Raw genomic sequence first — 24,778 nt, 5'->3', positions numbered from 1 at the left:
CCGCCATACCTTCCGCCTTTCCTCCATGTCCCGCTTCCGGCAACTCATCGACGACACCAGAACCCGCATTCGTGAAATCGGCACTGCCGACCTTGCCGCGCTCCTTGCCGGATCGCCGCCGCCGGTGCTGCTCGACGTCCGCGAGACCGACGAGTTTGCCAAGGGGCACCTCCCGGGGGCGCGCCATGTGTCACGCGGCGTGCTGGAGGGCAACATCGAGGACATCGTGCCGGACCCGGCAACTCCGGTGGTGCTCTACTGTGCTTCGGGCAACCGTTCGGCTCTGGCGGCCGACAATCTCCAGCGGATGGGCTACCGCGATGTGGTCTCGCTCGCCGGCGGTTACAAGGCCTGGGTGGCGGAGAAGCGCTGACCGGGTCAGGGCGTCCACGAGTAGAACCACCTCTCGCTGAGGGGCGTATCGCCCTTGAAGAGCTGGCAGCGAAGCTCGCCGGCTCCGATGCCGTCGAGCCCTGCGCCAGCAAAATCGGCCCAGACGAGCCTGACAGCGGAAAGTTCACGGTTTGTCCGGAAAGAATCCTGGCCGGGGCGGATTTCCCGCATCTGTCCCTGTTTTTGCCATCAGGCTGCAGAGCGAGATATATATGAGGTGAATGCGCCGGCACGTCAGGCAGGGTGGGGGCCGGGGCGAGCGACCCCTCTGAAATACGCGCTGCCGCAATTTAGGCGTGAACCAATCGTCATTTCGGCTGACACAGTGCCCCGATGAAACGTCGCGAATTTCTGAAAACATCCGGCCTGGGTCTTGCCGGCCTTCCCTTTCTCAAGCTTTCCGCCGCGGCGGCCGGTGCGCCGCCGGCTCCGTCCGCCGACTCCGGGACCCGGCACATCGGGAAGGCACAGCCCTTCAGTTACGCCTGGCTCAAGGGCCATGCCCGCACCCTCGCCGGCGCTGCCTGGCGTCCTCCGGAGGAGCGGCTTCCGGACAGCGTGAAGGCCCTCGACTGGGACCAGTACCAGTCCATCGGTTATCGCGACGACCATGCGCTCTGGAGTGGCACCGATGCGAAGTTTCGCCTGAAGTTTTTCCACCTCGGCCTGTTCACGCACCATGCCGTGCATCTCTACGATCTGCGTGACGGGGTGGCTCAGGAAATTGCCTACGACCCGGCGATGTTCGACTACGGCAAGAGCGGACTCGACGGAGCCGCCTTGCCGCCGGACCTCGGTTTTGCCGGCTTCCGCCTCAATTTTCATACCGACTGGCAACGCGACGTCGCCGCTTTCCTCGGCGCGAGTTATTTCCGGGCGGTGGGGGCGGAGATGCAATACGGACTTTCAGCCCGCGGCCTCGCCATCGATTGCGGCATGGACCGTCCGGAGGAGTTTCCCCGCTTCACGTCCTTCTGGTTCGAGCCTCCCGCCGGCGATTCGGGCAAGGTGACGGTTTATGCCCTGCTCGATTCGCCGAGTGTGACCGGGGCGTATCGTTTCGACATCACACCCGGCGGCACGCTCGTCATGGACCTCGACGCCGCGCTCTATCCGCGCACGGAGATCGAGCGCACCGGCATCGCTCCCCTCACCAGCATGTACCAGTGCGGCTCCAACGACCGTCGCATGGCCAACGACTGGCGCCCGCAGATTCACGATTCCGACGGGCTCGCCTTGTGGACCGGCGCGGGCGAGTGGATCTGGCGTCCGTTGACCAATCCCGCGACGCTGCGGTTCAACGCTTATGCGGACGAGAACCCGCGCGGTTTCGGCCTGCTCCAGCGCGATCGCAATTTCGACCACTACCAGGACGACGGTGTTTTTTACGACCGCCGCCCCAGTCTCTGGGTCGAGCCGCGGGGCGACTGGGGCAAGGGCTCCGTCCAGCTCGTCGAGATTCCCACGGAAGACGAAACCTTCGACAACATCGTCGCCTTCTGGAATCCCGCCACCCCGCCGAAGGCCGGCGAGGAGCTGTTGTTCGGTTACCGCCTCCACTGGGGTACGGTCATGCCGGTGAGCAGCCCTCTGGCGACCGTGGTGCAGACGCGGACAGGCATCGGCGGCGTTGTCGGTCGCAAGCGCACCTACGAATCGTGGCGGTTCGTGATCGATTTTGCGGGAGGCTCGCTGCCCATGCTGGGCAAGGATGTCAGGGTCGAGCCGGCCATCACCACCTCGCATGGCGAAATCGAGATCACCTCGGCGCGTCCGCTCGCGTCGATCAACGGCTACCGCGCCATGTTTGACCTGAAGTCCGTCGAAAACGTCGGCGAACCGGTCAACCTGCGCCTTTACCTGCATGCCGACGGCCTGCCGCTCAGCGAAACCTGGCTCTACCAGTGGAGCCGGCCGGCGTAGGAGAGATCACCGGTTTTGACGGAGTCGTGGTCCGCACGTTCCGGTTCTCGCGGGATAAGTCCAAAAGCAAATGGCGAGGCCGCCAGGTCGTTGCGTACGGCAGCGTCTGGCGCCAGGCCTGAGCAGAGGGGGATACGTGACGGCCAGGAGCTATTGGCTCTGGCGTCTTGTCAGGCGAGCTTGAGGCCGATGACTCCGGAAAGAATAAGACCTGCACATACCAGGCGCATGGCCGTGGCCGGATCGCCAAGAAATACAATGCCACAGAGCACGGAGCCGACGGCCCCGATGCCAGTCCAGACGGCATAGGCGGTGCCGATCGGGAGAGATTTCGCCGCAGAACCGAGGAGAACGATACTGATAATGAGCGCGGCTATAGTGCCGGCAGTTGGCCATAAACGGGTGAACCCGTCGGTAAACTTGAGGCCGACCGCCCAAACGATTTCGAAGAAACCTGCAAGAAGAAGAAGAATCCAAGGCATGATGAGACTGGTAGCTTACCAGGGTCGTCCCTGAATTCTGTTGGGAGAGGTGAAGTCGTCTTCACGTCCGGAAAAACATCAACATGCGGAAGAAGCTGAACTCGTCAAGAATCCAATGTGCGGCTCACGATTTTTACATAACGCCAAATGGGGCGGGTCCGGCGTCTTCTCAAGGCCCCTCGTTATTGAAAGACGCTGGATCGCTTTCGCGATACTGGTCTTGCCGGCGCTCGATGTACCATTCAGGACGATTACGACAGAATCCATTGTTATATATATGAGCCATAACTGTAGTCGGTACATAGCGTGCACACGCACGATGAGTGACGGTCACCGGAGTTGGCTGCATCTCCTTGTCAGGTTTTTACATCTTTATTAATTCCAATTGCATAAACATCCCCAGTATGTCTTCTGAAAACCATGCTTCAGCTATCCTGCCATTTTCGATGCGATAAATACCCATGCCAATCCATTTGGCATACTTGCCGGTAGCTTTGTTCCCCATAAAATCCCCCGTGTTGGTGCCTGAATTGGTAAAATACAGCACCACTTTATCGTTCTGTGCTATTACGTCGATGATCTCAAGATGCATATCTGTAAAGGCGCCGCCAACGGATGCCTCCAGCATCTTCTTGTAGGCGTCACGGCCTTTCACATCCGGCATGCCGGCGCTGTGCCACTGCATATCCTGTGTCCATAATTCATCTACGGAATTGATGTTACCACCATTTACCACTTGATCGATAAAGCGCTTTACAAGGGAAATGTTTTCCAGGGTGGGATCGTTTATAACGCTTGTTTTGTTGAGACATCCCGTAAGTATCAGGGACAGGGCTAAAAGAATACTTGTTATTGAATATTTTGACTTCATTATATTTTGTCCGACGTTAAAGCCAGGCCACCGCCTCGGATGTCACTTCTTATCAGGTGTCATTCTTTTTTTCGAGCGCGAAGTTCTGGATGCTGAGCTTTCCCGGATAAGCTCTGCTTCAAAAGAGCGAAAGCAGGATGCGTGATAGATATGGACGTTGGCTCTGACGCCTTGTCAGGCCACTGCTTTCTCATGGTGTCCTCTGGCTGTGCGGACAAATTCCTCAAACTCTAATGGGCCAGCGAATGCCCGACGGGGAACGATAATGGCAGCCAACGCACTGATATAGATGTAAGCGTATTCATCTGCTGCGACCACTCTCTCAACTGCACGCCATGCTGTCGAGGTTTGGGCAAACTCGCTGGCATCGATAACACCCTCAGGGGAGATGGTGATGCGATGGTGGCTGAATAAGCCTCGATTCTGCCCTTCGCTTACCATACCCACGATTATCTTCTGCAGTTTGCGCCGATATGCCCACGGGAAATAGAGCAGATAGAGCGGCACGCCGCTGAATAACGGCAACAAATTGAGGAACGTCTGTAAAGGAGCATTGCGCTTTTGGTCTGCCAGATACCAAAGGCCAGTGCATATCAACAACCAGATGAACGCCGGGCCAAACCAGGAGCACAGATACTGCCGACGGGCCGTTGGCGAGTGACGATTGTGATAGAGATTGAATGCTTTCAAATCGTCCTTGGTGATTTCATATTCGGTAGTCATAGCGATCGGATCGTGAGAGATGTGGTGTTTCTGCCTGACGTTAAAGATGAGCCATGCGAGATGGAGAACAACGAAAGACAGAGGTGCTTTACGACTCTTGCGTAGCAGCAATTGCATTGACTCTAGCGCCTCGTTAGGCGCCTTCTTCATTTTGAATTTTTGGTCGTCAATGAACTCCGTCGGAGCAGCAAGATGGAGCTAAATAGGGCAAACAACATGGCCGGAATCGTTTTGGCGGAATATGCGGAGACGACATACTCCCAATAATACCTTTCACCTTCTTCCATCCCTTGATCAATAGCTTGTCGCTGGGTGTCCGAAAATTCAGCATTCTTGATCACTTGAGCATGCGCCAATCTGGCGGGACCGACTTTCACAATCGGCGGTAATACTAGCCACAGACTGAGCGCTATGCCGATGCAACCTGCAGCTTTCTCAAATGAGCGTTGCTTCATCGTTTTGGCTTAACATTATGGATGGGCCGCGGCGCTAGCGCCTTGTTAGGCTCGATTCCTGATTTTTTCAGAAACCACTTTAGTGCTACGAATTTCCTTCACTTTACCGGATTTTATCTCAATCGATTTTGGCTCTTCTACCCAAATCGTAAAGGTCTTCCCGGCATCTCCCTCCAAAACAAAGGGAACTTTATAGGAAGAATAGTTAATAGATATCTCTGCTTTCTCAATAATCTCAATTTCAATCTCGTGAATAATAATTTTTCCTGAATCCAAAAGCAGGCACAACATCTCTGTATTAAATTCTTTCGCAAAAATCCGGGCATTTCGAAAGGGTGTAATTTCATCAGGAGCGGGAGAATCCGACGTAGGGAAGGCGATTATTTTATACTTCCCTAGAAGGAGATATGCACCTTTACGAAATCCATGTCCATCTATGGATGGAGCAAATCCATGAGTCTCAATGAATAGATATTCGCCGTGTTTATATTTAATCCTTGCTGCTTCTTTCGGATTTTTATCAGAAAATTGAGCGAGTGCTGTATTTATTGTTTCGATTGAGGTCGAGGCCGCAGATAACTGAAGGCTCAATATGAGTACTCCCAAGATTATCACATTAAATTTCATAATTTTCTCTACGGTGTTGATGGTTTTGCTTCAGGGGGAAAAATTCCGGATTTTCCTAACGTCCAGGATGAACCATGCGAGATAGAGAGTGACGGAAGCCAATGAACCTTTGCGACTACCTGCCTGGCAACAATCGCATTGGCCCTGGCACCTTGTCAGGCTTTTTATTTCTTTTTAGCCCTATCTTTATCTGCTCTCCAGTAATAATTATTTCTGTGATAGTTATCAATCGGATCGTATGGTTCATCATACCCCTCTGATCGTCTAACCGGACTGAACGCAGGATATTGTCGTCCCCCTGGATAAATTGTATCGTCTCCATAGGGTCGTTCACCCCAGTCAGCCGGACCAAATGTATTATTTTTACAAGAACAGCAGCAGAGTGCAAAAATTGATAGCAAAAATGTAAATGCAATGTTCATGATTTTGCCTGGTGCCAAAGATGAGTCGGACCAGCTATGGACGTTGATTCAAGCGCCTTGTTAGGCCTCTTCTTCATTTTTTATATATAGATCTATGGGCATGTCACATTCAAGCTCTGCAATCATTTTTAACTCTTGAGCCGAGAACCCGAGCGCTCCTGAATCTGCATAATACGAAATATGGAGAGAGAAGGTGTCAGCACCCAACTCCTTTAGCTTGGTCAAATGTGGCCGGACGATCCGGTAGAGATACCCTATCTTATCTTTTTCATCTGCCGGGGCATTGAAATCGGATGAACCGTATGGGATGGGAATACCTCGGTATCTTCCGCGATCACCGATTGCGCCAACATCATGAAAGGAGGAGAACGGAAGTCCGGTTTTTGAAGGCGTGAATTGAGTTCCTCGCGCCGAAAAAGTAGCATTGGTGCAATTTATCATTTCTTGTGCCTAACGTTCAAGAGGAGTCATGCGAGATGGGGAGCAACGAAAACCAGAGATGCTTTAAGCAGCAATCGCTTGGGCTCTGGCATCTTTGCTAGGCCCCCTTTTATTTTCTGGGGCGTAGATATCGAAGCCAATCTCAATGCCACGATTACCGAGTTCATGCATGATTTCCGCTGACAGGCTAACACCGCGATTTGGCCGTTGCATGAATAGGCCGCAGAATATATCTACTCGATAGTCTTTTGTGATTTTCTTCCAAATCGAAAGATCATGTAAGACTCGATCAAGTAATTTAATGTTTTGATCGTCGCTGGTGATTGAGAGATTCGTGGTACGCAATGGAGAGGGATATTCACCTATGGATCGGATGACTTGATCGGTTGCATGGGCTTTTAATCCCGCGATTACGAATAAAATAAGAATTATGTAGGTTTTCATATTTTGCCTGACGTAAAAAATGAGTCGCCACCTTGGCTGGCTCCGGCGCCTTGTTGGGCTCCTTCTTTTTTTTGACGGCGCAGGTAACTGGCTCTATCGCCTTGTTAGGCGGTTCTGCAATTCGGGCTACCATGGTGCTCCATGCCTTAACGTATTTCTAATTTCCATAGTCGCTGGATTGCTGATCAAGATTTTTCCGGAATTATTGATGATGATCTGTCGTGTTTCGGCCATGTCATATGTTTCCCCCCGTGTAATCCGGAGCGGAATAATCACCATAATCATTGGGAACTTATCGATATCTTGGGGCAAAACATCTGGATAAAATATTTTGATGTTTTCCTTGGGAATCTCGTCATGTGAAATCGATATGTCTTTTATGTGGCCCAAGGCTAGCGAGATAATCTGATCTTCGCCAAGATAACCGCCAGACTCATCTCGATTGCTTGTCCATGCGAGAGGCCCCATAATCTCTTGCTCTTTGGGAGTGGTGGCGCAGCTACATAAGAAGAGCGCCCCTATGATGCCAAGAATGTAAAATTTCATATCTAACTCCAACGATGAGTTACGACTGCTGGTGGCGCGCAGCGTGCGTCAGCAGGATGTGTGACAGTTATAGGCGTTGGCTCTGATGCCTTGTCAGGAGCCTTCTTCATGTAATGTTGTTTGAGCTGGTAGCATTTTGGCGATAAAGAAGATGATCCCAACACCAATTCCGGCCGAGATTAATGCCGGCAAATAGGCAGCCAGTCCAATATCATTGAGGGCATCTTCGCCTTGCGTGATAACCACATATACGCCGTAGATGAGGGCTCCCATGAACATGCAGCCTAACCAGGTAACAACGACGAGGATCTGCATCCAAATAGGACGAGACCATCCTTTGGACCGCAACATCTGTCCCATGCGTTTGCAGAGGAAGTATAATAGGATTATTTCGAGCATAAATTCTACCTAACGTTCAAGGTAAGCCATGCGAGATGGGGAGTGACGAAAAACAAAGGTGCTTTTCGACTACTTGCCTGGCGACAATAGCATTGGCTCCAGAGCCTTGTTAGGTGGCTCGGTTTAAGTACTTCAATCTCTCTGTAGTATTAAATCAATAGCAATATCATGGAGAATATGATACAGAAAGATGCTCCAAGATAGCGTAGTGTGCCATTTTCCTTAATGCATGCTCTGGTTGGTGAACGTGAACTAAATAAGATTTCTACCTTTTCGCCGATATGAAATCTTTCATCCGGAGTCCAGATTTCTTCATCAAATTCAATCAGGTTAGGTTTATCTTCAGGCTTGAATTGCAAGGTAGGAGAATACAATAACTGCATTCTTTCGTTTCCATACTGTCGTTGGGCTTTTTCCCGAATCTTTATGACAGTTGCAATGCCTCGCCTCCAAACTGTCATCCGATAGAATTGAACTGCTATAAAATGCAATGCTGCGATGAGCAGGGCATATCCAAATAAATGGAGATAGTCACTTTCTGTCATAATGGCCAGGAGTTCCATTGAATTGGCGTGAATTGAATGTTTTAACTTTATTAGGTTTCACTTTGTCTTTCATGACCGACTACAGAGTGATAAATACTGATCAAAGCCACGTGCTGGAAATTCAGGCATGGGTATGCTTGAAAGCGGTCTGTATATTACCCGAACGGGGGTGGGGAGACCTGCCCAACCGGTGCCGGGCTTGGCTCCGCAAAGCCAAAGAACAGGCCCTAAACTCAGTGGATAGAGCAGCAACAAGAGCCCCGCGCTAGCCAAGATAATGGATACATGCCTTTTTGCTGCTTGTGCCGAAGTTGCTCATTCGGGGATTTTAGTCAACGTCGAAGGTGAGCCATGCGAGATGGAGGGTGACGAGAACCAAAGAAACTTTGCGAAGCTACTTGCGTAGCTCCAATTGCATAGGCTCTAGCGCCTTGTCGGGCGTCTTTCTATTGATAGAATTTGAACCCTCTTGTGAAAAGTTCGTATCCGATTCTAACGCCAAATATGCCCACGCATATGGACGTCACTGCGAGTGGTATCGATAGTATGGCCCAAATAATATTTTCTCTTCTGCTTCTAAGGGCTAGGTAACTATTCCATATTGAAACCATATTAGTAATCAACAGAAGCCCTCCAGAAATTGGGACAAGGAAAAGGGCCCCGAATTCAAATAGCCAAATGGCAATCAAGTAAAGTGAGATTATTACTAGTGTTGGGATGGTTGCGAAAGATAGCGCCCATTTAGAGTAGTTTTCAGGGTATACTAACTCTGCGCCTTTTGCTGTTTTTGGGGTTTCGCGGTTTTTTATAAAAGCTCTTGTGGTAAGTAATAATGCTGAAATCACTAGTAACGATGGAATGAGAAATAGCATGATATGATTTTGCCTGACAATGTAATTAACCCTTACTGAGTAAGGCTTTTGTCGGTTTGTCGAAAATGGAAGTTTTACTTCTTGGTACTTAACTATTAGCGGGATATTTTAAAAATAGGGCTTTTGGCGGGCAATGTTTGCCTCAAAAAACCTTACTAGGATATGGCTGTCGGGGTCACTTCCGGATTTTCTGAGGCGAATCCTCTCGGGATGCTGCGGTAACAGATGAGCCGGGCGGACAGCGCGGCCTGCTATGGTCGAAAGAGTCGAGAGTGACATGAACCTGACCGAGCTTCGCCCCGTCACGTCCCCGGGGGCGTAACAGGAAGAAGAGAAAATTGGGGGAAGCATCGGACGCATGGACTGCGGATGCCGGAGCAGGTAATCAGGTAATCGACGTTCGTTCTTGGTAAGAGTTGCAAAGAGGGAAGATGAAAGTCGCAGTAGCGCTTTGAGATGCACGAGTTTGACTTGCCGGGAGAAAGATTCAAGACCGGGCTCGCCTGAAGATGAAAAATTTGAGGCCCGGGATGCCCGTTAATCGCTCCATGGGCCGGCTACCCCATCCGCGAAGATTTACCTCTCTCGGGATGTCGCGCTTTCGGCTTCCGAAGAGGATGATTCCGGAACGGTTTCGTGCGGACTCATCCGGAATTTGCTGTCCTCGGTGACGGCCTCGCACAGGCCCGCAAAGGTTTCTTCCGCGAGGGGGAGTTTGCGGCCTTTCAGGTACAACACGCCCCAGCGACGGCGCAGCGGGCGGCGGCCCAGCGGGAGATCGATCAGCGAACGGCTGCGCAACTCCTCGCGCGCGATCCACGGAGCGAGCACGCCGGCGCCGAGTCCCGTTTTCACGATCTCCTTGATCGCCTCCATGCTGCCCAGCTCGATGAAATTGCGCGGCTCCACGCCTTCCTCGCGGAAATACTCCTCGATCAGCCGAAACGTGGAGCTTCCCTTGTTGTAAAGCACGAGCGTCTCGGCGGCCACTTCGGCCAGCGGGGCCCGCCGCGCGGCAGCCCAGCGGTGCAGAGGCGACACGAGGAAACGCAACTCGTCCTGGAAGAGCGGACGGAATTCGAGGTCGGGCGCGGGGCCGGCCGGAGCCAGCGTGAGGGCGAGGTCCACCTGGTTGCTCCGCAGCAGTTCGAGTTGCCGGGGATGGTCGCCCGGCTCGATCTTGATCGGACACTTCGGAAAACTTTGCCGAAACTCGCGCAGCACCGTCGGCAGGATGAGCTGGCAGGCCGTCGTGCTGGTGCCGACGCGCAGCCGGCCGTGGCCCCAGTCCTGCAACTCCTCGATGCTGGTACGCGCGTCTGTCATGTCGCGCAGGATACGCTCCGTGTAAACGACGAGTCCTTCGCCTGCCTGGGTGAGCCGGGCCTTTTTGCCCACGCGATCAAAAAGCGGCGTGCCGACGTCGCGCTCGAGCGCCTTGATCGCATGGCTGATGGCGGACTGCGTCAACGAAAGCTCGCGCGCCGCCTGCGTGAAGCTGCCGCGCCGCGCGAGCGTGGCGAAGGCGAGCAACTGGCGGCTGTCGAGCGTGGTGATCATTTTATGGGAAATCCTGATGAGAGGCGCGCATCAAAATCATGAAATACCTGAAGAGCATTTCTCGAGCCAACCGCCTCCGCTGGCACGCGGGAGGCTCAATCTCCCGGCATCAACGCCATGCCTTCCGTCAAAAAATCCGGTTCCCGTCCACGCGCCGCCTCCGCCGCTGCCGCCGGGTTTCCTGCGCGGCCGGCATCACTGCCAACTGCGTCACCGCCGTCGCCGGCGTCCTCTCGACCTCTGCGGCTCGGTTTCATCGCGCTCAGCGACGCGGCGCCGCTCATCGTCGCGCACGAATACGGATTTTTTCGCCGGCAGGGTCTGGCGGTCGAGCTCTCGCGCGAGGTCGGCTGGGCGACGATTCGCGACAAGGTCATTTATGGCGAGCTCGATGCCGCCCATGCCCTCGGGGCGATGGTCGTGAGCACGGCGCTCGGGCTGGAGGGGCCGGCCCGCCCCTGCCTGACCGCGTGCCTGCTCAGCAGCGAGGGCAACGCCATCACGCTCTCCGAATCGCTCTGGCAGCGCGGCGTGCGCGACGTCGCCTCGCTGCGCGACGAGATCGTGCGCAACCGGCACGAGCGCCCGCTGGTGCTGGGGGTCGTCTATCGTTTTTCCACGCATCACCTCTTGCTGTGCGAGTGGTTGCGCTCCGGAGGCATCGATCCCGGGCGCGATGTGCGGATCGTGGTCGTGCCGCCCGCGCAGCTCTTTCGCAACCTCGCCGCCGGCACGATCGACGGTTACTGCGTGGGCGAGCCGTGGACGTCGCTCGCCGTCCGCGAAGCGGTCGGCTGGTGCGCCGCCCGCAGCCGCGACATCAGCCCGGAGCATCCCGAAAAGGTGCTGATGGCGGGCGGAGAATTCGCCGCGACGCGCGGCGACGAACACCTCGCGCTCGTCGCCGCCGTGAGCGAGGCCGCGGAGTTGTGCGACCGCCCGGACTTCCGTCCCGAACTGGCTCGGCTCCTGGGCCGGCGCGAATACCTCAACCTCGCCGAGCGCGTTCTCGCGGCCGGTCTCGCCGGTCCGTTCAGCTACGGCCACAACCGCCTCGCCGCCGACACCGCGCAACGCACCGTCGCCTTCACTCCGTCCCGGCCGGAGCCCGGGCAGGCCGACTGGCTCGTCGAGAGCATGCGACGTCACGGGCTCATCCCGGCCGGCTTCGTCCTGCCGCGGCACTTTTCGCGCACCCTGTTCCGGGCCGATCTTTTTGCGCAAGCCCTGCAGCGCCGCAGCCTCTCCGCTGCGGGCAGCGCCTGAGGGCGCCGCGCCGGTCCTCTCCGTCTTTCCGTTCAGGCAACCACAAAACATCAACCCGTCGATACACCGTATGGACTTCATCAAACCCGCCGACGTCGTGAAAACGATGGTCGCCGCCGGTCACACCAAGGCCGGCCTCTCCGTCAGGGATCTGCTGATCCGTGGCTTTCTTTCCGGCGCCCTGCTGGGCTTCGCCACCAGCCTGGCGCTCACCGGAGCGGCGCAAACCGTGCCGCTGGTCGGCGCGCTCATTTTCCCGGTCGGGTTTGTCATGATCGTGCTGCTGGGGCTCGAGCTGGTCACCGGCAGCTTCGCCATCACCACGCTCTCCGCCGTGGACGGCACGCGTTCCTGGCGCATGGTCGGTACGAACCTGGGATGGGTGTTTCTCGGCAACCTGCTCGGCAGTCTGGCATACGGCGCGCTTCTTTATGTGGTGCTCACCGGCATGGGCACGGAGGCGCCGGCCGCGCTCGGAGCAAAAATCGCATCCATCGCCGAGGCGAAGACCACCGGTTATGCGACGCACGGCTTCGCCGGGCTCGTCACCGTTTTTGTCAAGGCGATCCTCTGTAACTGGATGGTCTGCATGGGCGTGGTCATGGCGATGACCTCGCAGTCCACGGTGGGCAAGATCGTGGCGGCGTGGCTGCCGATCCTCACGTTTTTCGGGCAGGGGTTCGAGCACTCCGTGGTCAACATGTTCGTCATCCCGGCGGGCATGATGATGGGCGCCAAAGTCTCGCTGTCCGACTGGTGGCTGTGGAACCAGCTTCCGGTGACGGCCGGCAATTTTGTCGGCGGATTCCTCTTCACAGGGCTCGCCCTGTACTGGACGTACCGGCCCGTGAAGGCGATGTCATCCGTCGAGCCATCGCCGGTATCGTCTTCCGCAGTCGCGACCGATCCGGTCCGCGGCTGAGGCCTGGCGGGCACGCCGGCTACATCCTCCGCAGGCGTTCGTAGAGCGCGGCGAGATGCGGCACGGCGACGCCCTTTTCCCGGGCGCGCCGGAGCGGTTCGCCCCAGATCGGTTCGAGTTCGATCGGCTTGCCGGCCACGTAGTCGAGCATCGTCGAGGGTTTGTAAGGACCCATCGGATACGTGCGCTCGACCTGGTGTTTCACAAAATCATCGGGGATGGTGATGCCGTGGGCGGCGGCCGCGGCCTGCACCTCGCGCATGAGCGCCCACACCTCGGCGGTCATTGCCGGGTCGGCGAGGATTTTTTCCGTGTCGATGCCGCCGCCGGTGACGGCGAGCCCGTTGAACGGGATGTTCCAGACGAGCTTTTTCCAGCGGGCCTCGGCGAGATTGTCGGTGACGGACATCTTCATGCCGGCCTTTTCCCAGAGGGCGGCGAGGGCGCGGGTGCGGTCGGTGGCGGGGCCGGCGAATTCGCCGACCACGACCACGCCGGTCATCGTGCATTCCGCATGGCCGGGGCCGATGCGGTTGACGCACACGAAACAGAGGCCGCCGACGGTGCGCGCGGGGCCGACGATGGTGGCGGCAACGTCGTCCACGCCGAGCCCGTTCTGGATCATGAGGACGCTGGTGCCGGAGTGGAGCAGGGGAGGGAGCAGGCGGGGGAGCTCCCCGTTGGCCGTGGCCTTGAGGCTGACGACAACGAGATCCACCGGACCGATGTCTTCGGGCGTGCCCTCGGCGCGGACGGATTTGAGAGTGAAGGTGTCTTCCGGATAGCGGACGGTGATGCCGTGCTTGCGCAGGTGGGCGAGGTCGCTGCGGGCGAGGAAGCGCACATCGATGCCCGCGTGCGCGAGGCGTCCGCCGTAGTAGAGCCCGAGCGCGCCGGAGCCGAGAATGGCCACGGTTTCGATCATGACGGAAAACTTCCAAAAGGAATGGCCACAAAAAACACAAAATTCCTTTGCGCCCGGCGAGAGTCTCCCGTGCGCCTGTAGGCGCGATGGACGGGTGAGTGCGTGGACTGTCTTTTGGTGCTTTTTGTGGCTATTGAATCCATGGCCTCAGGCGACCTCGACGAGGTCTTTTTCGACGCGGAGGTTTTCGATGATGAAATCCTGCCGCTTCGGCGTGTTTTTCCCCATGTAGAAGGTGAGGAGCTCGGTGCTGTTGTGCAGGTGGGCGAGCGTCACGGGTTCGAGGCGGATGTTCTCGCCGATAAAGTCCTTGAACTCCGACGGGCTCACTTCGCCGAGTCCCTTGAAGCGGGTGATCTCCGCATTCTGCCCGAGCTTGTGGAGTGCGGACTGTTTCTCGGCTTCGCTGTAGCAGTAGATCGTCTGCTTCTTGTTGCGCACGCGGAAAAGCGGTGTTTCCAGAATGGATACGTGGCCCTGCGTGATGAGGTCGGGGAAAAATTGCAGGAAAAACGAGAGCAGCAACAGCCGGATGTGCATGCCGTCGACGTCGGCGTCGGTGGCGACGATGACCTTGTTGTAGCGCAGGTGTTCGATGCCTTCCTCGATGTTGAGCGCGCTCTGGAGGAGGTGGAATTCCTCGTTTTCGTAGATGACCTTCTTGGTGAGGCCGAAGGTGTTGAGCGGTTTGCCCTTCAGCGCGAAGACCGCCTGCGTCTGCACGTCACGGCAGGAGGTGAGCGAGCCGGCGGCGGAGTCGCCCTCGACGATGAAGATGCTGCTCTCCTCGGCGCGCTTGTCTTTCGAGTCGAGGTGGATGCGGCAGTCGCGAAGCTTGCGGTTGTGGAGCGAGGCTTTTTTGGCGCGTTCTTTCGCGAGGTTGCGGATGCCGGAGAGTTCCTTGCGCTCGCGTTCGCTGGCCTCGATCTTGCGCTTCACGGCGTCGGCGGCCTCGGGATTGCGATGCAGCCAGTTGTCGAGGTGTTGCTGGAGAAACTGGATGATGAACTGGCGGACGCTGGGGCCTTTGGGGCCCATCTCGCTGGAGCCGAGCTTGGTCTTGGTCTGCGATTCGAACACGGGTTCCTGCACGCGGATCGAGACGGCGGCGATGATCGACTGGCGCACGTCGGCGGCCTCGTAGTCTTTCTTGAAAAAGTTGCGCACGGTGGCGACGACGCCTTCGCGGAAGGCCGCGAGGTGCGTGCCGCCCATGGTGGTGTGCTGGCCGTTGACGAAGGAGTAATATTCTTCGCCGTAGTGTTCGCCGTGGGTCAGCGCGACCTCGATGTCGGGCGCCTCGATGTGGGCGAGCGGATAGAGCGGTTCGCCGGTGAGTTTTTTGGTGAGCAGGTCTTTCAGGCCGTTTTCGGAGCGGTAGGGCTTGCCGTTGAAATAGAGCGTGAGGCCGCGATTGAGGAACGCGTAGTTCCAGAGCATTTCCTCGATGTACTCGGTGCGGAAGCGGAAGTCGGCTCCGAAGAGCGCCTCGTCGGGAGTGAATTCGATAATGGTGCCGTTTTTCTCGGTGGTGGCCTGGACCTTGTTGTCCTTGACGAGCTTGCCCTGGCGGAATTCGGCGATCTTGCACTGGCCGTCGCGAATGGCCTCGGCGCGGTAGCTGACGGAGAGGGCGTTGACGGCTTTCTGGCCGACGCCGTTGAGGCCGACGGCCTTCTGGAACGTCTCGCTGTCGTACTTGGCGCCGGTGTTGATGATGGAGACGCAGTCGACGAGTTTGCCGAGCGGGATGCCGCGTCCGTAGTCGCGGACGGTGAGGGTGCGTTCGTCGAGGTAGACCTCGATTTTTTTGCCGTGGCCCATCGTGAATTCGTCGATGGAGTTGTCGATGGTCTCCTTGAGCAGGACGTAGATGCCATCCTCGGCGTGGGCGCCGTTGCCGAGGCGGCCGATGTACATGCCGGGACGCAGGCGGATGTGCTCGAGAGGGGAAAGGGTCTTGATGGAAGATTCGGTGTAGTCGGCGGCCATGTGGGAAAAAGCGGAAACGCTGAAAACGGAAATGCTGAAATGAAGAGGAGAGACGGGAGACGAAAGGGCGCGGCTTAACTGCCGGGTTTCTCGACCGGGAGAGCGGCGAGTTCGGGCGGGAGCTGGTCGGCGGGATACGTCGGGAAACTGAGTTCGAGCAGCGACACGGCGGGCACGTCGAAGCGCATGGCACCGGCGCTGCGGTCCACGAGCATGCCGACCGCGACGGCCTCGCCGCCGCCCTGGCGGATCAGGTCGAGGCATTCGATGACGCGGCCGCCGCGCGTGACGACGTCCTCGGCCACGAGCACGCGTTCGCCCGGAGCGAAGCGGAATCCCCGGCGGAGCACGAGGCGGTCGTGCTCCTTCTCGGCAAAAATATAGCGGACGCCGGCCTGGCGGGCGATTTCCTGGCCGATCACCAGGCCGCCCATCGCCGGGGCGAGCACGGTCTGGAAAGCGACGCCCCGGGCGCGGAGTTTTTCAAGGAGGAGCTCGGCGAGCCGCTGGACGGCGCCCATGTCCTGGCACACCTGGGCGCACTGGAAGTAGTGGCCGCTGTGGAGGCCGGACCGGAGGACGAAATGGCCGCGAAGGAGAGCCCGGGTGCGGGTGAAGATATCGAGGATTTCCTGCTGTTGTGCATCCATAGGGAGAAGGGACAACGCTGGTGAGCGTCGCGGCGCTTGCCAGAAAGAAAAACGCGCGGTTTTTGCGGCCCGGGCAGGGACTGCGGCCCGCAGGCAGGGACGTCTCTCATGCTGCCCGCGGTGAATCAGGATCAACGTCCCGAAACCTCCGGATTTTCACACCCAGCCCGCAAAGGGCGCAAGGACTTGCTGATGGTGAACTTCGCGTTCTTCGCGATCTTTGTATAAAATAACGGATGTGACGCGGAGCGTCGTGGCGCGGGCGTCTCGCTCGCATCTGCTGGAGGTGCCTCTCAGCCTTGTCTCGGGGCGGCGCTCCCGCGCCGTCTGCGGGCGAGACGCCCGCGCCACTTCTCCTCCGTCGCGTAACATCAGTAAATTCATGAACATCCGGGGTGCCGGTGCAAGCCGGTCCGGCTCGGGCAACGGACCCGTCGCGGGCTCCGGATGCCTCGTCATCGGCCCGTCATCGACCGATCCGCTTTGACTCCGCCGGGGCGCGGACCTTGCTTCCTGGTTTTACTGACAACCTGACAACCTGACGAACGACTCCGGTTTCTCGCGCGCATGATCTCGATCCGCATCCAGAATCTTACCAAACGCTTCGGGTCCACGGTCGCGCTGGACGACCTTTCGCTGACCATCGAGCCCGGGGAGCTGTTTTTTCTGCTCGGGCCGAGCGGGTGCGGCAAGACGACCCTGCTCCGGAGCCTGGCCGGGTTTGCCGAACCGGACACGGGGCGGATCCTGTTTGGCGAGGACGACGTCACCCGGCTGCCTCCGCACCGGCGCAACACCGGCATGGTGTTCCAGAGTTATGCGCTCTGGCCGCACCTGACGGTCGCGGGCAACGTCGCCTTTGGCCTGGAAGAGCGCAAGGTGCCGCGGGCCGAAATCCGGCGGCGGGTGGACGAGGCGCTCGCCTCCGTCCACATGACGCATTGCGCCGACCGCAAGCCCAACCAGCTTTCGGGCGGGCAACAGCAACGCGTGGCGCTCGCCCGCGCGCTGGTCGTGCGGCCGCGGTGCCTGTTGCTCGACGAGCCGCTCTCCAATCTCGATGCCAAGCTGCGCCTGGAAATGCGCATGGAGATCCGCCGCGTGTGCAAGGAGGCCGGGTTGACGACCGTTTACGTGACGCACGACCAGAAGGAGGCGCTTTCAGTGGCCGACCGGATGGCCGTCCTCGACGCCGGGAAGGTTCTGCAAACGGGCGCGCCGCGCGAGGTTTACTGCCGGCCGGTGTGCAAGGCGGTGGCGCATTTCATCGGCGAGACGGATTTTGTCGAGGGGCGGGTCATCTCGCGCGGCGCGCCGGGACAGGGCGCGGAGATCGCGGTGGACACGGCGCTGGGCCGGTTCGTCGGCGTGGCCGGAGATCCAGCGACGGCGACGGCGGCGGGTCCGGGCGCGCTGGCCGAAGGCGCGCGCGTGACGTTGTCGATCCGGCCCGAGGCGTGGACGTTGCGCGAGAGCGGCGCCTCTGCCAACACCCTGCGCGGCCGGATCGGCGAGTGCGTGTACCTCGGCGAGGTGGCGCAATACGGTTTTGTGACCGGTGGCGGCAGCGCGGCGGGCGGCGGCGCGAACTCCGGCGCGGGCGGGGCCGGGGAGCCGCGCACGATCAAGGTGTACGAACTCAATCCGCGCCACATCGGCGCGGCGGCGCGCGAGCGGGAACTGTTTGCGCACGTGGCGCCGGAGGATGTGGTTGTACTGACGCGCTGAATACCCCCCCCCGGCCAACCCATGTTCACGCTTCGCAACAGCCTCGTCCTGCTCGTCATCGCGGTCATCGTGGCCCTGCCGTTCCTGCTGCGTCCGGCGCGCGAGGCGCCGGGGCGGGCGGACGACACGCTTGTCATCCTTTCGCCGCACAACGAGGCCATCCGCCAGGAGTTCCAGACGGCGTTCGCCCGCTGGTGGCGCGAGCGGACGGGCCGGACGGTGTATGTGGACTGGCGCAGCGTCGGCGGCGCGAGCGAGATCGCCCGGTATCTGGAAGGCGAATACGCGGCGGCCTTCCGCTACCACTGGACGCGCCGGCTGGGGCGGCCATGGAGTTTTGCCGTGCAGGCGGCCTACGCCAACGGGCGCCTGCCGGCCTCGGCCACGGCGGAGGAAAAGGAGGCGCGGGCGGCGTTTCTGGCCTCGGACGCCGGGTGCGGCGTGGACCTGTTTTTTGGCGGAGGCACCTATGATTTCATTGTGCAGGACCGGGCCGGGCGGCTGATCGACAGCGGCGTGGTGGCGGCGCATCCGGACTGGTTTTCCGACGAGGCGATTCCCCAAAAACATGCCGGCGACGATTACCGGGGCAGGGAAGGGCGCTGGCTGGGGACGGTGCTGAGCGCGTTCGGGATCGTCTACAACCGCGTGTCGCTGGAACGCCTGGGCCTGCCTGCCCCGGAGCAATGGACGGATCTCGCCGATCCGCGCTATTTCGGCGAGGTGGCGCTGGCCGATCCGACGAAGAGCGGGTCGATCAACAAGGCGTTTGAAAACCTCATCCAGCAACAGATGCACCGCAGGGTGCGCGAGCGCGCCGCAGGGAACCGGGCCGCCGCTGGGAAAAATCTGAAATCTGAAATTTCAGATTTGAAATCGCAGGAGCCGGCCCCGCCGGCGGAGGCTGAGGCCGCTGCGGTGGCGGCAGGGTGGGCGCAGGGCTTGCAGTTGATCCAGCGGATCGCGGCCAACGCCCGTTATTTTACCGACAGCGCGCAGAAGGTGCCGATCGACGTGGCGGCGGGCAACTGCGCGGCGGGGATGTGCATCGATTTTTACGGACGGCAGCAGGTGGAGGCGTTGTTGCGACGGGGCGAGAGCGACCGCCTGGCGTACGTGTCGCCGGAGGGAGGCACCGCGTATTCGGTCGATCCGGTGGCGATGCTGCGCGGCGCGCCCAATCCGGAGGTGGCGCGCGGGTTTATCGAGTTCGTGCTCGGGATGGAGGGGCAGCGGCTTTGGGATCAGAAGGCGGGGACGCCCGGCGGGCCGGAGCGGTTTGCGTTGCGGCGCCTGCCGGTGCGAAAGGATTTTTATAACTTGCCGGGAATCGATGCGCTGCGGAGTGATCCGGACGAAAAACCGTACGCGGTGGCCGAACCGCTCGTTTACCGGGCGGACTGGTCGGGCAGTCTGTTCAACGAACTGCGTTTCATCATCCGGGCGATGTGCTTGGATTCGCACCGCGAACTGAAGCAGGCGTGGCGCGCCATCCACGCCGCCCGCGAGCGCGGCGACACCGGGGCCGCCGATGCGGCGCTGGCGGTGATGCTCGACGTGAGCGCGGTGGACTACGCCGCGGCGGGCGGCCCGATCAAGGCGGCTCTCGGCGCGCGCGACAAGGCCGAGGAGATCCGGCTGGCCGCGACGCTCGGCGCGCACTTTCGCGCGCAGTACCGGCGGGCGGCGGCGCTGGCGAGGGAGTGAGACAGGCGGGAGGATTTTCGATTTTTGGTTCTCATTGGGTCTGATACCCCGAAGCAAGCTCCGGGGATTTTTACTCGCGGTTTTCGATTGAAGACAGACCTCCGCGGCGCGGCAGCGCCCAATCGGGAATCGAAAATCTTCCCTCGCCGGGTGGCGTTACAGCTTCCGGATGCTCACGCCGGCGTCGGCCAGCAGCGGCTCGACCAGCGGGTCGTTTTTGTAATCGTCACGGTAGCGGACCTCCGCGATGCCGGCGGCGGCGAGGATCTTTGCGCAGTTGATGCAGGGGAAATGGGTGACGTAGGCCACGCATCCCTCCAGCGAACTGCCCCGGCGGGCGGCGTCGGCCACGGCATTCTGCTCGGCATGGACGGTCGCCTGCTCGTGCCCGTCACGGACACGCGACACATGCGGAGTGCCGGGAAGGAACCCGTTGTAGCCGGCGGCGACGAGCCGGTTGCGACGATCGCCTCCGCTGACGATCACGCAGCCCACGTGCAGCCGTTCGCACGGGCTGCGGGTGGAGAGGAGCACCGCCGTGGCCATGAAATAATCATCCCACGACGGCCGCTCGCCAAACCGGGTGGTGGCTTCGGCAATCAGATCGACAGGGGAAACGGGTCCGCTCATGCGCCACTCGCTAGCCTGTCCGGCGGCGTTTGTCACTCCGAACCACTCCGAAGTGTGCGCGAGGCGCCTTCTTCCCCGCACGCCCGCTCACACCGCGCTTGTCTTGCCCGGGCCGGGCCGCAATTTTTTAACCGATATGGCCCGCCCGGATTTACAAACGCAGTTTGCCGCCGATGCGCTTCGCAAGCGCATCCGCCACGGCGATCATGCCGCGTACCGGCTGCCCGGGGAACGCCAGCTCGCGCTCGAGCTCGGGCTCAGCCGGCAGACCGTGAGGCGTGCCATCCGGCTGCTCGCCGCCGAGGGCGTGCTCGCCCGCGGCGAGACCGGCCGGCTGCGCATCGCCTCGGGCGGCGAACAGCCGGGAGGAAGCCGCCGCGGGATCATTGCCTACGTGCGCCCTGCCGCCGCTTCCTATGAAATCGATCGCTGGCGGCAGGATATCGAGAAAGCCGTCGCCACCCGCCATGCCGTGGTGCGCTCGATCGTTTACGAACACCTCAACGACACCGCGATCAGCGCGGCGCTCGGCGGCGGTTTCGACGGCGTGTTTTTTCATCCGAGCGGAGCCCGGATGGCTCCCTGGCTGACCGGGCGCCTCCGCGATGTGAGCACGCGGGTGGTGGTGCTCGATCACGATGCGAGTCCCCACGGCCTGCGCTCGGTGGCGGTGTTTCCGGTGGCGGCCGGGCGCAAGCTGCTCGACCACCTCGCCCGGCTCGGCCATCGCCGGATCGATTGCCTCAATGTGCAGACGCACAATTCCGTGATCGAGGCGCGTATCGGCCTGTGGCGGACGTTTCTGGCCGAACACCGGCTCGCCGGCACGCTCTACTCGCCCCGGGCCCTGACCCTCGACGCGGCACGCGACGAAGTGCTGGCCCGGCTCGGTGACTCCGGCGGCGATCCGGTGGGCACCGCGTTTTTCTGCACCACGCTCTACGCCGCGATCGGCGGCATGCGCGCCCTGCACGAAGCGGGCCTTTCAATCGGCCGCGACGTGTCGGTGTGCGCCATCAACGACGAGGGCATGGCGCCGTTCCTGATCCCGTCGCTCACCAGCCTGCGCTCGCCGTCGCGGGTGCCGTACCTGGGCAAGGCCGTGGACTGGATGCTCGGCGACACGGAGTGGAAAACCCCCTCGCTTCTCCAGCCGCGCACCGCGCCGCTTTTCCTCGGCGAATCGACGGGCCCGGCTCCCGCCCTGCCGGCCGTCGCCGCCCGATCCTGAGCCCATGCAACCGATTGCCACACACATTCACATCAAGGGAGCCCGGGAGCACAACCTGAAGAACCTCGAACTGCGCCTGCCGCGCGGGAAGCTCGTGGTCATCACGGGACCCTCCGGCTCGGGCAAATCGTCGCTCGCCTTCGACACGATCTACGCCGAGGGCTACCGCAAGTACATGGAGTCGCTCTCCACCCAGGCGCGCCAGGTGCTCGAGCAACTGAAACGGCCCGACGTCGATTTCATCCACGGCCTCTCGCCCGTCCTCGCCATCGAGCAACGCACAGGCGGCGGCTCGCCGCGCAGCACCATCGCCACCGTCACCGAAATCGCCGACTACGCCCGGCTCCTCTGGGCGCTCCACGGCGAACAGCGTTGCCCGAAAGACGGCGGCCGTGTCGTGCAGCGTTCGCTCGACGACAACGTGGCCCGCGTCCTCGCCGAAGCCCCGGGCCAGCGCATCATGCTGCTCGCGCCCGCGCTCGTCGCCCGGCCGAGCGTGCTCCGCGAGGAACTGCCGCGCCTGCGCCAGCGCGGCTTCCAGCGCATCCGTCTCGACGGCAACAACGAAAACGGCGTCGGCATCCGCAACCTCGACGATCCTCACCTCATCCCCGCCGGCACACGCGAGATTGCCGTGGACCTCGTCGTCGATCGCCTCGTGGCCGTCGAGGACCAGCGCAGCCGCCTCGCCGACTCGCTCGAACTCGCCTTTCGCGAGGGCAAGGACCGCGCCATCGTCCTCGCGCAAAAATCCGCCGCCGATCCGTGGCGCGAGATTCCGCTGAGCCAGACGCTCGCCTGCGAGATTTGCGGCGACGTTTTCGAAAAACTCACGCCGCGCCATTTTTCCTTCAACCACTCCGAAGGCGCGTGCCCGACCTGCGGCGGCATCGGACGCAAACTCCGTTTCGTGCCCGAACTCGTCATTCCCGATCCGGAAAAATCCGTCCGCGAGGGGGCGATCAAGCCGTGGCGGATCGGCGGGAAAAACCTCATCATCAAACATAACGCCCAGCTCAAGCAGCTCGCCGAACAACTCCCGTTCGACGCCGACACGCCCTGGAAAGACCTGCCCGAAAAGACCCGCGACACGATCCTGCGCGGAGCCGGCGAGCGGCTGTTTGCCTTCAAGCTGAAACGCATGCGCGAGCCTCGCGCCCTGCCTTTCCCGGGGGTGATCGCGGACCTCGAGGCAAGTTTCCGCGAGACGGACAGCGACGGGTTCCGCGCCCGGCTCACGACCTACATGGTGAGCGGCGAATGCCCCGAATGCCACGGCACGCGGCTGAATGCGCGCAGCTCGAACGTATTTGTGCGGGCATCCGGGACGTGGCACGGGCTTCCAGCCCGTGAGAGTTGCCCCTCCGCCGTGGCACGGGCTGGAAGCCCATGCCACGACAAACCCACGGGCTGGAAGCCCGTGCCACGTCAATCCCCTCCGCTCTCCATCACGGATTTTTTCCACCTCGACGTCGCCGCCGCCCATGCCGTGGCGGCCGGGCTGGCCGAAACGCTCGGGGGCAACGACGCCCTGCGCGAGATCGTCACCGGCATCGAACAACGCCTCCGTTTTCTCCTCGAGACCGGGCTGGGCTATCTGACGCTCGACCGCGATTACGACACGCTTTCCGGCGGCGAGGCCCAGCGCGTGCGGCTCGCCACCCAGCTCGGCATGGGCCTGATGGGCGTCATCTACGTCCTCGACGAGCCGAGCATCGGACTGCATCCGCACGACAACCGGAAGCTCCTCGACACGCTTCGCGAGCTGCGCGACCACGGCAACACCGTCCTCGTCGTCGAGCACGACGAAGACACCATGCGCATGGCCGACGAGATCGTCGAACTCGGTCCCGAAGCCGGCACCGAAGGCGGACGTATCCTGTTTCAGGGTACGCCCGAGGCGCTCATGGCCGCGCCGTCGCGCCAGACGCGCACCGGACCCTACCTCGCCCGCAAGCTGGCCATCACCAGGGACGCCAGAACCAGGGACACCGACGGCGCTTTCCTCACCGTTCGCGAAGCCCGCGCCAACAACCTGCGCGGTGTCGACGCGCGTTTCCCGGTCGGGCTGCTGACGTGCGTCACCGGTGTGTCCGGCTCGGGCAAGAGCACGCTCGTCAACGACATCCTCGCCACCGCCGCCGCCCGCAAGCTCAACGGCGCGAAAGCCCTCCCCGCCGCCCACCGCGCCATCGAGCACCTCGATTTTTTCGAAAAACTCGTGCAGGTCGACCAGTCGCCGATCGGCCGCTCGCCGCGCTCCAATCCGGCGACCTACACGGGGCTCATGGACCTGCTGCGCGATCTCTTCGCGCAGGTGCCGCTCGCCAAGGTGCGCGGCTACAAGGCCAGCCGTTTTTCGTTCAACGTCCGCGGCGGGCGCTGCGAACGTTGCCAGGGCGACGGCGTGATCAAGCTCGACATGCAGTTCATGGCCGATGCGTACGCGCCGTGCCCGAGTTGCGGCGGCCGGCGTTTCAATCGCGAGACGCTCGAAGTGCTTTTTCACGGCAAGTCGATCGCCGACGTGCTCGACATGACAGTGCGCGACGCCATCGGCCTTTTCCGCAACATCCCGCGTGTGATGGACAAGCTTGCCACGCTCGACGCCGTGGGGCTCGGCTACCTCACGCTCGGGCAGTCCGCCACGACGCTCTCCGGCGGCGAGGCCCAGCGGATAAAACTCTCGCTCGAGCTCAGCAAGCGGCAGCAGGGCAACACGCTCTACATCCTCGACGAACCCACGACTGGCCTGCACTGGGTGGACATCCAGCACCTCATGGACCTGCTCTTCAAGCTGCGCGACGCCGGCAACACGCTGATCGTGATCGAGCACAATCTCGACGTGATCAACATCGCCGACTGGCTGATCGATCTCGGTCCCGGCGGCGGCAGCGCGGGCGGCGAGATCATCTACGCCGGCCCCCGTGCCGGCATCGAGAGCGAGCCGCGCAGCCTCACCGGCCAGGCGCTGAAACGCTGGCGCGAGGCGGCGCGCTGAACCGGCGACCCGGCGACACTGCG

General features: G+C 60.5%; 25 protein-coding genes. 12 read left to right on the top strand and 13 right to left on the bottom strand.

Features of this window, described 5'->3' with window-relative positions:
* Positions 1-25: 25 nt before the first annotated feature.
* A complete protein-coding gene (locus tag OPIT5_00725) occupies positions 26-373 on the top strand; it encodes a sulfurtransferase (protein ID AHF89009.1) in 348 nt (115 codons plus the stop codon).
* A 5-nt stretch (positions 374-378) separates the two neighbouring features.
* Here OPIT5_00725 and OPIT5_00720 read toward each other — a convergent pair whose 3' ends face one another.
* Positions 379-564 (bottom strand): hypothetical protein, encoded by a 186-nt coding sequence (locus tag OPIT5_00720; protein AHF93935.1) that lies wholly within the window; start codon positions 562-564, stop codon positions 379-381.
* A 162-nt stretch (positions 565-726) separates the two neighbouring features.
* Between OPIT5_00720 and OPIT5_00715 the strand changes: the two genes are divergently transcribed.
* Together OPIT5_00715 and OPIT5_00710 are read left to right on the top strand one after the other, a co-directional pair.
* Positions 727-2,316, top strand: a complete 1,590-nt coding sequence (locus OPIT5_00715; GenBank protein ID AHF89008.1) for a glucan biosynthesis protein D — start codon at positions 727-729, stop codon at positions 2,314-2,316.
* Complete coding sequence (locus tag OPIT5_00710) at positions 2,298-2,438, top strand: hypothetical protein (protein AHF93934.1); 141 nt, start codon at positions 2,298-2,300, stop codon at positions 2,436-2,438. Before OPIT5_00715 ends, OPIT5_00710 begins: the two co-directional genes overlap by 19 nt.
* 48 nt (positions 2,439-2,486) lie before the next feature.
* On the opposite strand, the gene OPIT5_00705 is transcribed toward OPIT5_00710, so the two are convergent.
* The 7 genes from OPIT5_00705 to OPIT5_00675 all read right to left on the bottom strand — a co-directional run bounded on the left by OPIT5_00705 (position 2,487) and on the right by OPIT5_00675 (position 7,726).
* Positions 2,487-2,798 (bottom strand): multidrug transporter, encoded by a 312-nt coding sequence (locus OPIT5_00705; protein ID AHF89007.1) that lies wholly within the window; start codon positions 2,796-2,798, stop codon positions 2,487-2,489.
* 364 nt (positions 2,799-3,162) lie between these two features.
* Positions 3,163-3,483 carry a hypothetical protein gene (locus OPIT5_00700; GenBank protein ID AHF89006.1) on the bottom strand — a complete coding sequence of 107 codons (321 nt, stop codon included), beginning with the start codon at positions 3,481-3,483 and terminating at the stop codon, positions 3,163-3,165.
* Between the two features lie 360 nt (positions 3,484-3,843).
* Positions 3,844-4,542: a hypothetical protein gene (locus OPIT5_00695; protein AHF93933.1), complete on the bottom strand. Its 699-nt coding sequence runs from the start codon at positions 4,540-4,542 to the stop codon at positions 3,844-3,846.
* A 350-nt stretch (positions 4,543-4,892) separates the two neighbouring features.
* A complete protein-coding gene (locus OPIT5_00690) occupies positions 4,893-5,138 on the bottom strand; it encodes a hypothetical protein (GenBank protein AHF93932.1) in 246 nt (81 codons plus the stop codon).
* A gap of 451 nt (positions 5,139-5,589) precedes the next feature.
* Positions 5,590-5,826, bottom strand: coding sequence for a hypothetical protein (locus OPIT5_00685; protein AHF93931.1), 237 nt, complete (start codon positions 5,824-5,826; stop codon positions 5,590-5,592).
* Positions 5,827-6,907: 1,081 nt separating this feature from the next.
* Positions 6,908-7,327: a hypothetical protein gene (locus tag OPIT5_00680; GenBank protein ID AHF93930.1), complete on the bottom strand. Its 420-nt coding sequence runs from the start codon at positions 7,325-7,327 to the stop codon at positions 6,908-6,910.
* Positions 7,328-7,420: 93 nt separating this feature from the next.
* A complete protein-coding gene (locus OPIT5_00675) occupies positions 7,421-7,726 on the bottom strand; it encodes a hypothetical protein (protein ID AHF93929.1) in 306 nt (101 codons plus the stop codon).
* A 281-nt stretch (positions 7,727-8,007) separates the two neighbouring features.
* Here OPIT5_00675 and OPIT5_00670 point away from each other — a divergent pair, with 281 nt between their 5' ends.
* Positions 8,008-8,103: a hypothetical protein gene (locus OPIT5_00670; protein AHF93928.1), complete on the top strand. Its 96-nt coding sequence runs from the start codon at positions 8,008-8,010 to the stop codon at positions 8,101-8,103.
* Between the two features lie 1,616 nt (positions 8,104-9,719).
* Here the strand turns inward: OPIT5_00670 and OPIT5_00665 are convergent.
* Positions 9,720-10,703, bottom strand: a complete 984-nt coding sequence (locus OPIT5_00665; protein AHF89005.1) for a LysR family transcriptional regulator — start codon at positions 10,701-10,703, stop codon at positions 9,720-9,722.
* 117 nt (positions 10,704-10,820) lie between these two features.
* Between OPIT5_00665 and OPIT5_00660 the strand changes: the two genes are divergently transcribed.
* Together OPIT5_00660 and OPIT5_00655 are read left to right on the top strand one after the other, a co-directional pair.
* Positions 10,821-11,969 (top strand): nitrate ABC transporter ATP-binding protein, encoded by a 1,149-nt coding sequence (locus OPIT5_00660; GenBank protein ID AHF89004.1) that lies wholly within the window; start codon positions 10,821-10,823, stop codon positions 11,967-11,969.
* 70 nt (positions 11,970-12,039) lie between these two features.
* Positions 12,040-12,891: a formate transporter gene (locus tag OPIT5_00655; GenBank protein ID AHF89003.1), complete on the top strand. Its 852-nt coding sequence runs from the start codon at positions 12,040-12,042 to the stop codon at positions 12,889-12,891.
* A gap of 19 nt (positions 12,892-12,910) precedes the next feature.
* Here OPIT5_00655 and OPIT5_00650 read toward each other — a convergent pair whose 3' ends face one another.
* From OPIT5_00650 to OPIT5_00640, 3 genes are all read right to left on the bottom strand, one after another.
* The gene (locus OPIT5_00650; GenBank protein ID AHF89002.1) at positions 12,911-13,816 is read right to left on the bottom strand and encodes a 2-dehydropantoate 2-reductase; all 906 of its coding nucleotides are present in this window, start codon (positions 13,814-13,816) and stop codon (positions 12,911-12,913) included.
* A 147-nt stretch (positions 13,817-13,963) separates the two neighbouring features.
* The gene (locus OPIT5_00645; protein ID AHF89001.1) at positions 13,964-15,808 is read right to left on the bottom strand and encodes a DNA topoisomerase IV subunit B; all 1,845 of its coding nucleotides are present in this window, start codon (positions 15,806-15,808) and stop codon (positions 13,964-13,966) included.
* A gap of 74 nt (positions 15,809-15,882) precedes the next feature.
* Positions 15,883-16,458, bottom strand: a complete 576-nt coding sequence (locus OPIT5_00640) for an orotate phosphoribosyltransferase (GenBank protein ID AHF89000.1) — start codon at positions 16,456-16,458, stop codon at positions 15,883-15,885.
* Between the two features lie 108 nt (positions 16,459-16,566).
* Here OPIT5_00640 and OPIT5_00635 point away from each other — a divergent pair, with 108 nt between their 5' ends.
* The 4 genes from OPIT5_00635 to OPIT5_00620 all read left to right on the top strand — a co-directional run bounded on the left by OPIT5_00635 (position 16,567) and on the right by OPIT5_00620 (position 19,893).
* Complete coding sequence (locus OPIT5_00635) at positions 16,567-16,686, top strand: hypothetical protein (protein ID AHF93927.1); 120 nt, start codon at positions 16,567-16,569, stop codon at positions 16,684-16,686.
* A 154-nt stretch (positions 16,687-16,840) separates the two neighbouring features.
* Positions 16,841-16,945 carry a hypothetical protein gene (locus tag OPIT5_00630; protein ID AHF93926.1) on the top strand — a complete coding sequence of 35 codons (105 nt, stop codon included), beginning with the start codon at positions 16,841-16,843 and terminating at the stop codon, positions 16,943-16,945.
* Between the two features lie 80 nt (positions 16,946-17,025).
* Entirely contained in the window at positions 17,026-18,186 is a 1,161-nt protein-coding gene (locus OPIT5_00625; GenBank protein AHF88999.1) for a spermidine/putrescine ABC transporter ATP-binding protein, read from the top strand.
* Positions 18,187-18,207: 21 nt separating this feature from the next.
* Positions 18,208-19,893 carry an iron ABC transporter substrate-binding protein gene (locus OPIT5_00620; GenBank protein AHF88998.1) on the top strand — a complete coding sequence of 562 codons (1,686 nt, stop codon included), beginning with the start codon at positions 18,208-18,210 and terminating at the stop codon, positions 19,891-19,893.
* 156 nt (positions 19,894-20,049) lie between these two features.
* Here OPIT5_00620 and OPIT5_00615 read toward each other — a convergent pair whose 3' ends face one another.
* On the bottom strand, positions 20,050-20,523 hold the full coding sequence (locus OPIT5_00615) for a dCMP deaminase (protein AHF88997.1): 474 nt from the start codon (positions 20,521-20,523) through the stop codon (positions 20,050-20,052).
* 136 nt (positions 20,524-20,659) lie between these two features.
* Between OPIT5_00615 and OPIT5_00610 the strand changes: the two genes are divergently transcribed.
* Both OPIT5_00610 and OPIT5_00605 read left to right on the top strand, forming a co-directional pair.
* A complete protein-coding gene (locus OPIT5_00610; protein AHF88996.1) occupies positions 20,660-21,754 on the top strand; it encodes a GntR family transcriptional regulator in 1,095 nt (364 codons plus the stop codon).
* Between the two features lie 4 nt (positions 21,755-21,758).
* Entirely contained in the window at positions 21,759-24,755 is a 2,997-nt protein-coding gene (locus tag OPIT5_00605) for an excinuclease ABC subunit A (protein ID AHF88995.1), read from the top strand.
* Positions 24,756-24,778: the final 23 nt, after the last annotated feature.

This window comes from Opitutaceae bacterium TAV5 (assembly GCA_000242935.3).
Taxonomy (GTDB): domain Bacteria; phylum Verrucomicrobiota; class Verrucomicrobiia; order Opitutales; family Opitutaceae; genus Geminisphaera.
This window is presented reverse-complemented; position numbering and strand designations above follow the sequence as displayed.

Excerpts from the sequence above, each read along its gene's own strand:
- OPIT5_00725 (AHF89009.1), top strand. The coding sequence starts at position 26 with ATGTCCCGCTTCCGGCAACTCATCGACGACACCAGAACCCGCATTCGT.
- OPIT5_00720 (AHF93935.1), bottom strand. The coding sequence starts at position 564 with ATGCGGGAAATCCGCCCCGGCCAGGATTCTTTCCGGACAAACCGTGAA.
- OPIT5_00715 (AHF89008.1), top strand. The coding sequence starts at position 727 with ATGAAACGTCGCGAATTTCTGAAAACATCCGGCCTGGGTCTTGCCGGC.
- OPIT5_00705 (AHF89007.1), bottom strand. The coding sequence starts at position 2,798 with ATGCCTTGGATTCTTCTTCTTCTTGCAGGTTTCTTCGAAATCGTTTGG.
- OPIT5_00700 (AHF89006.1), bottom strand. The coding sequence starts at position 3,483 with ATGCAGTGGCACAGCGCCGGCATGCCGGATGTGAAAGGCCGTGACGCC.
- OPIT5_00695 (AHF93933.1), bottom strand. The coding sequence starts at position 4,542 with ATGAAGAAGGCGCCTAACGAGGCGCTAGAGTCAATGCAATTGCTGCTA.
- OPIT5_00690 (AHF93932.1), bottom strand. The coding sequence starts at position 5,138 with ATGTTGTGCCTGCTTTTGGATTCAGGAAAAATTATTATTCACGAGATT.
- OPIT5_00680 (AHF93930.1), bottom strand. The coding sequence starts at position 7,327 with ATGAAATTTTACATTCTTGGCATCATAGGGGCGCTCTTCTTATGTAGC.
- OPIT5_00675 (AHF93929.1), bottom strand. The coding sequence starts at position 7,726 with ATGCTCGAAATAATCCTATTATACTTCCTCTGCAAACGCATGGGACAG.
- OPIT5_00670 (AHF93928.1), top strand. The coding sequence starts at position 8,008 with ATGAAATCTTTCATCCGGAGTCCAGATTTCTTCATCAAATTCAATCAG.
- OPIT5_00665 (AHF89005.1), bottom strand. The coding sequence starts at position 10,703 with ATGATCACCACGCTCGACAGCCGCCAGTTGCTCGCCTTCGCCACGCTC.
- OPIT5_00660 (AHF89004.1), top strand. The coding sequence starts at position 10,821 with ATGCCTTCCGTCAAAAAATCCGGTTCCCGTCCACGCGCCGCCTCCGCC.
- OPIT5_00655 (AHF89003.1), top strand. The coding sequence starts at position 12,040 with ATGGACTTCATCAAACCCGCCGACGTCGTGAAAACGATGGTCGCCGCC.
- OPIT5_00650 (AHF89002.1), bottom strand. The coding sequence starts at position 13,816 with ATGATCGAAACCGTGGCCATTCTCGGCTCCGGCGCGCTCGGGCTCTAC.
- OPIT5_00645 (AHF89001.1), bottom strand. The coding sequence starts at position 15,808 with ATGGCCGCCGACTACACCGAATCTTCCATCAAGACCCTTTCCCCTCTC.
- OPIT5_00640 (AHF89000.1), bottom strand. The coding sequence starts at position 16,458 with ATGGATGCACAACAGCAGGAAATCCTCGATATCTTCACCCGCACCCGG.
- OPIT5_00635 (AHF93927.1), top strand. The coding sequence starts at position 16,567 with ATGCTGCCCGCGGTGAATCAGGATCAACGTCCCGAAACCTCCGGATTT.
- OPIT5_00630 (AHF93926.1), top strand. The coding sequence starts at position 16,841 with ATGAACATCCGGGGTGCCGGTGCAAGCCGGTCCGGCTCGGGCAACGGA.
- OPIT5_00625 (AHF88999.1), top strand. The coding sequence starts at position 17,026 with ATGATCTCGATCCGCATCCAGAATCTTACCAAACGCTTCGGGTCCACG.
- OPIT5_00620 (AHF88998.1), top strand. The coding sequence starts at position 18,208 with ATGTTCACGCTTCGCAACAGCCTCGTCCTGCTCGTCATCGCGGTCATC.
- OPIT5_00615 (AHF88997.1), bottom strand. The coding sequence starts at position 20,523 with ATGAGCGGACCCGTTTCCCCTGTCGATCTGATTGCCGAAGCCACCACC.
- OPIT5_00610 (AHF88996.1), top strand. The coding sequence starts at position 20,660 with ATGGCCCGCCCGGATTTACAAACGCAGTTTGCCGCCGATGCGCTTCGC.
- OPIT5_00605 (AHF88995.1), top strand. The coding sequence starts at position 21,759 with ATGCAACCGATTGCCACACACATTCACATCAAGGGAGCCCGGGAGCAC.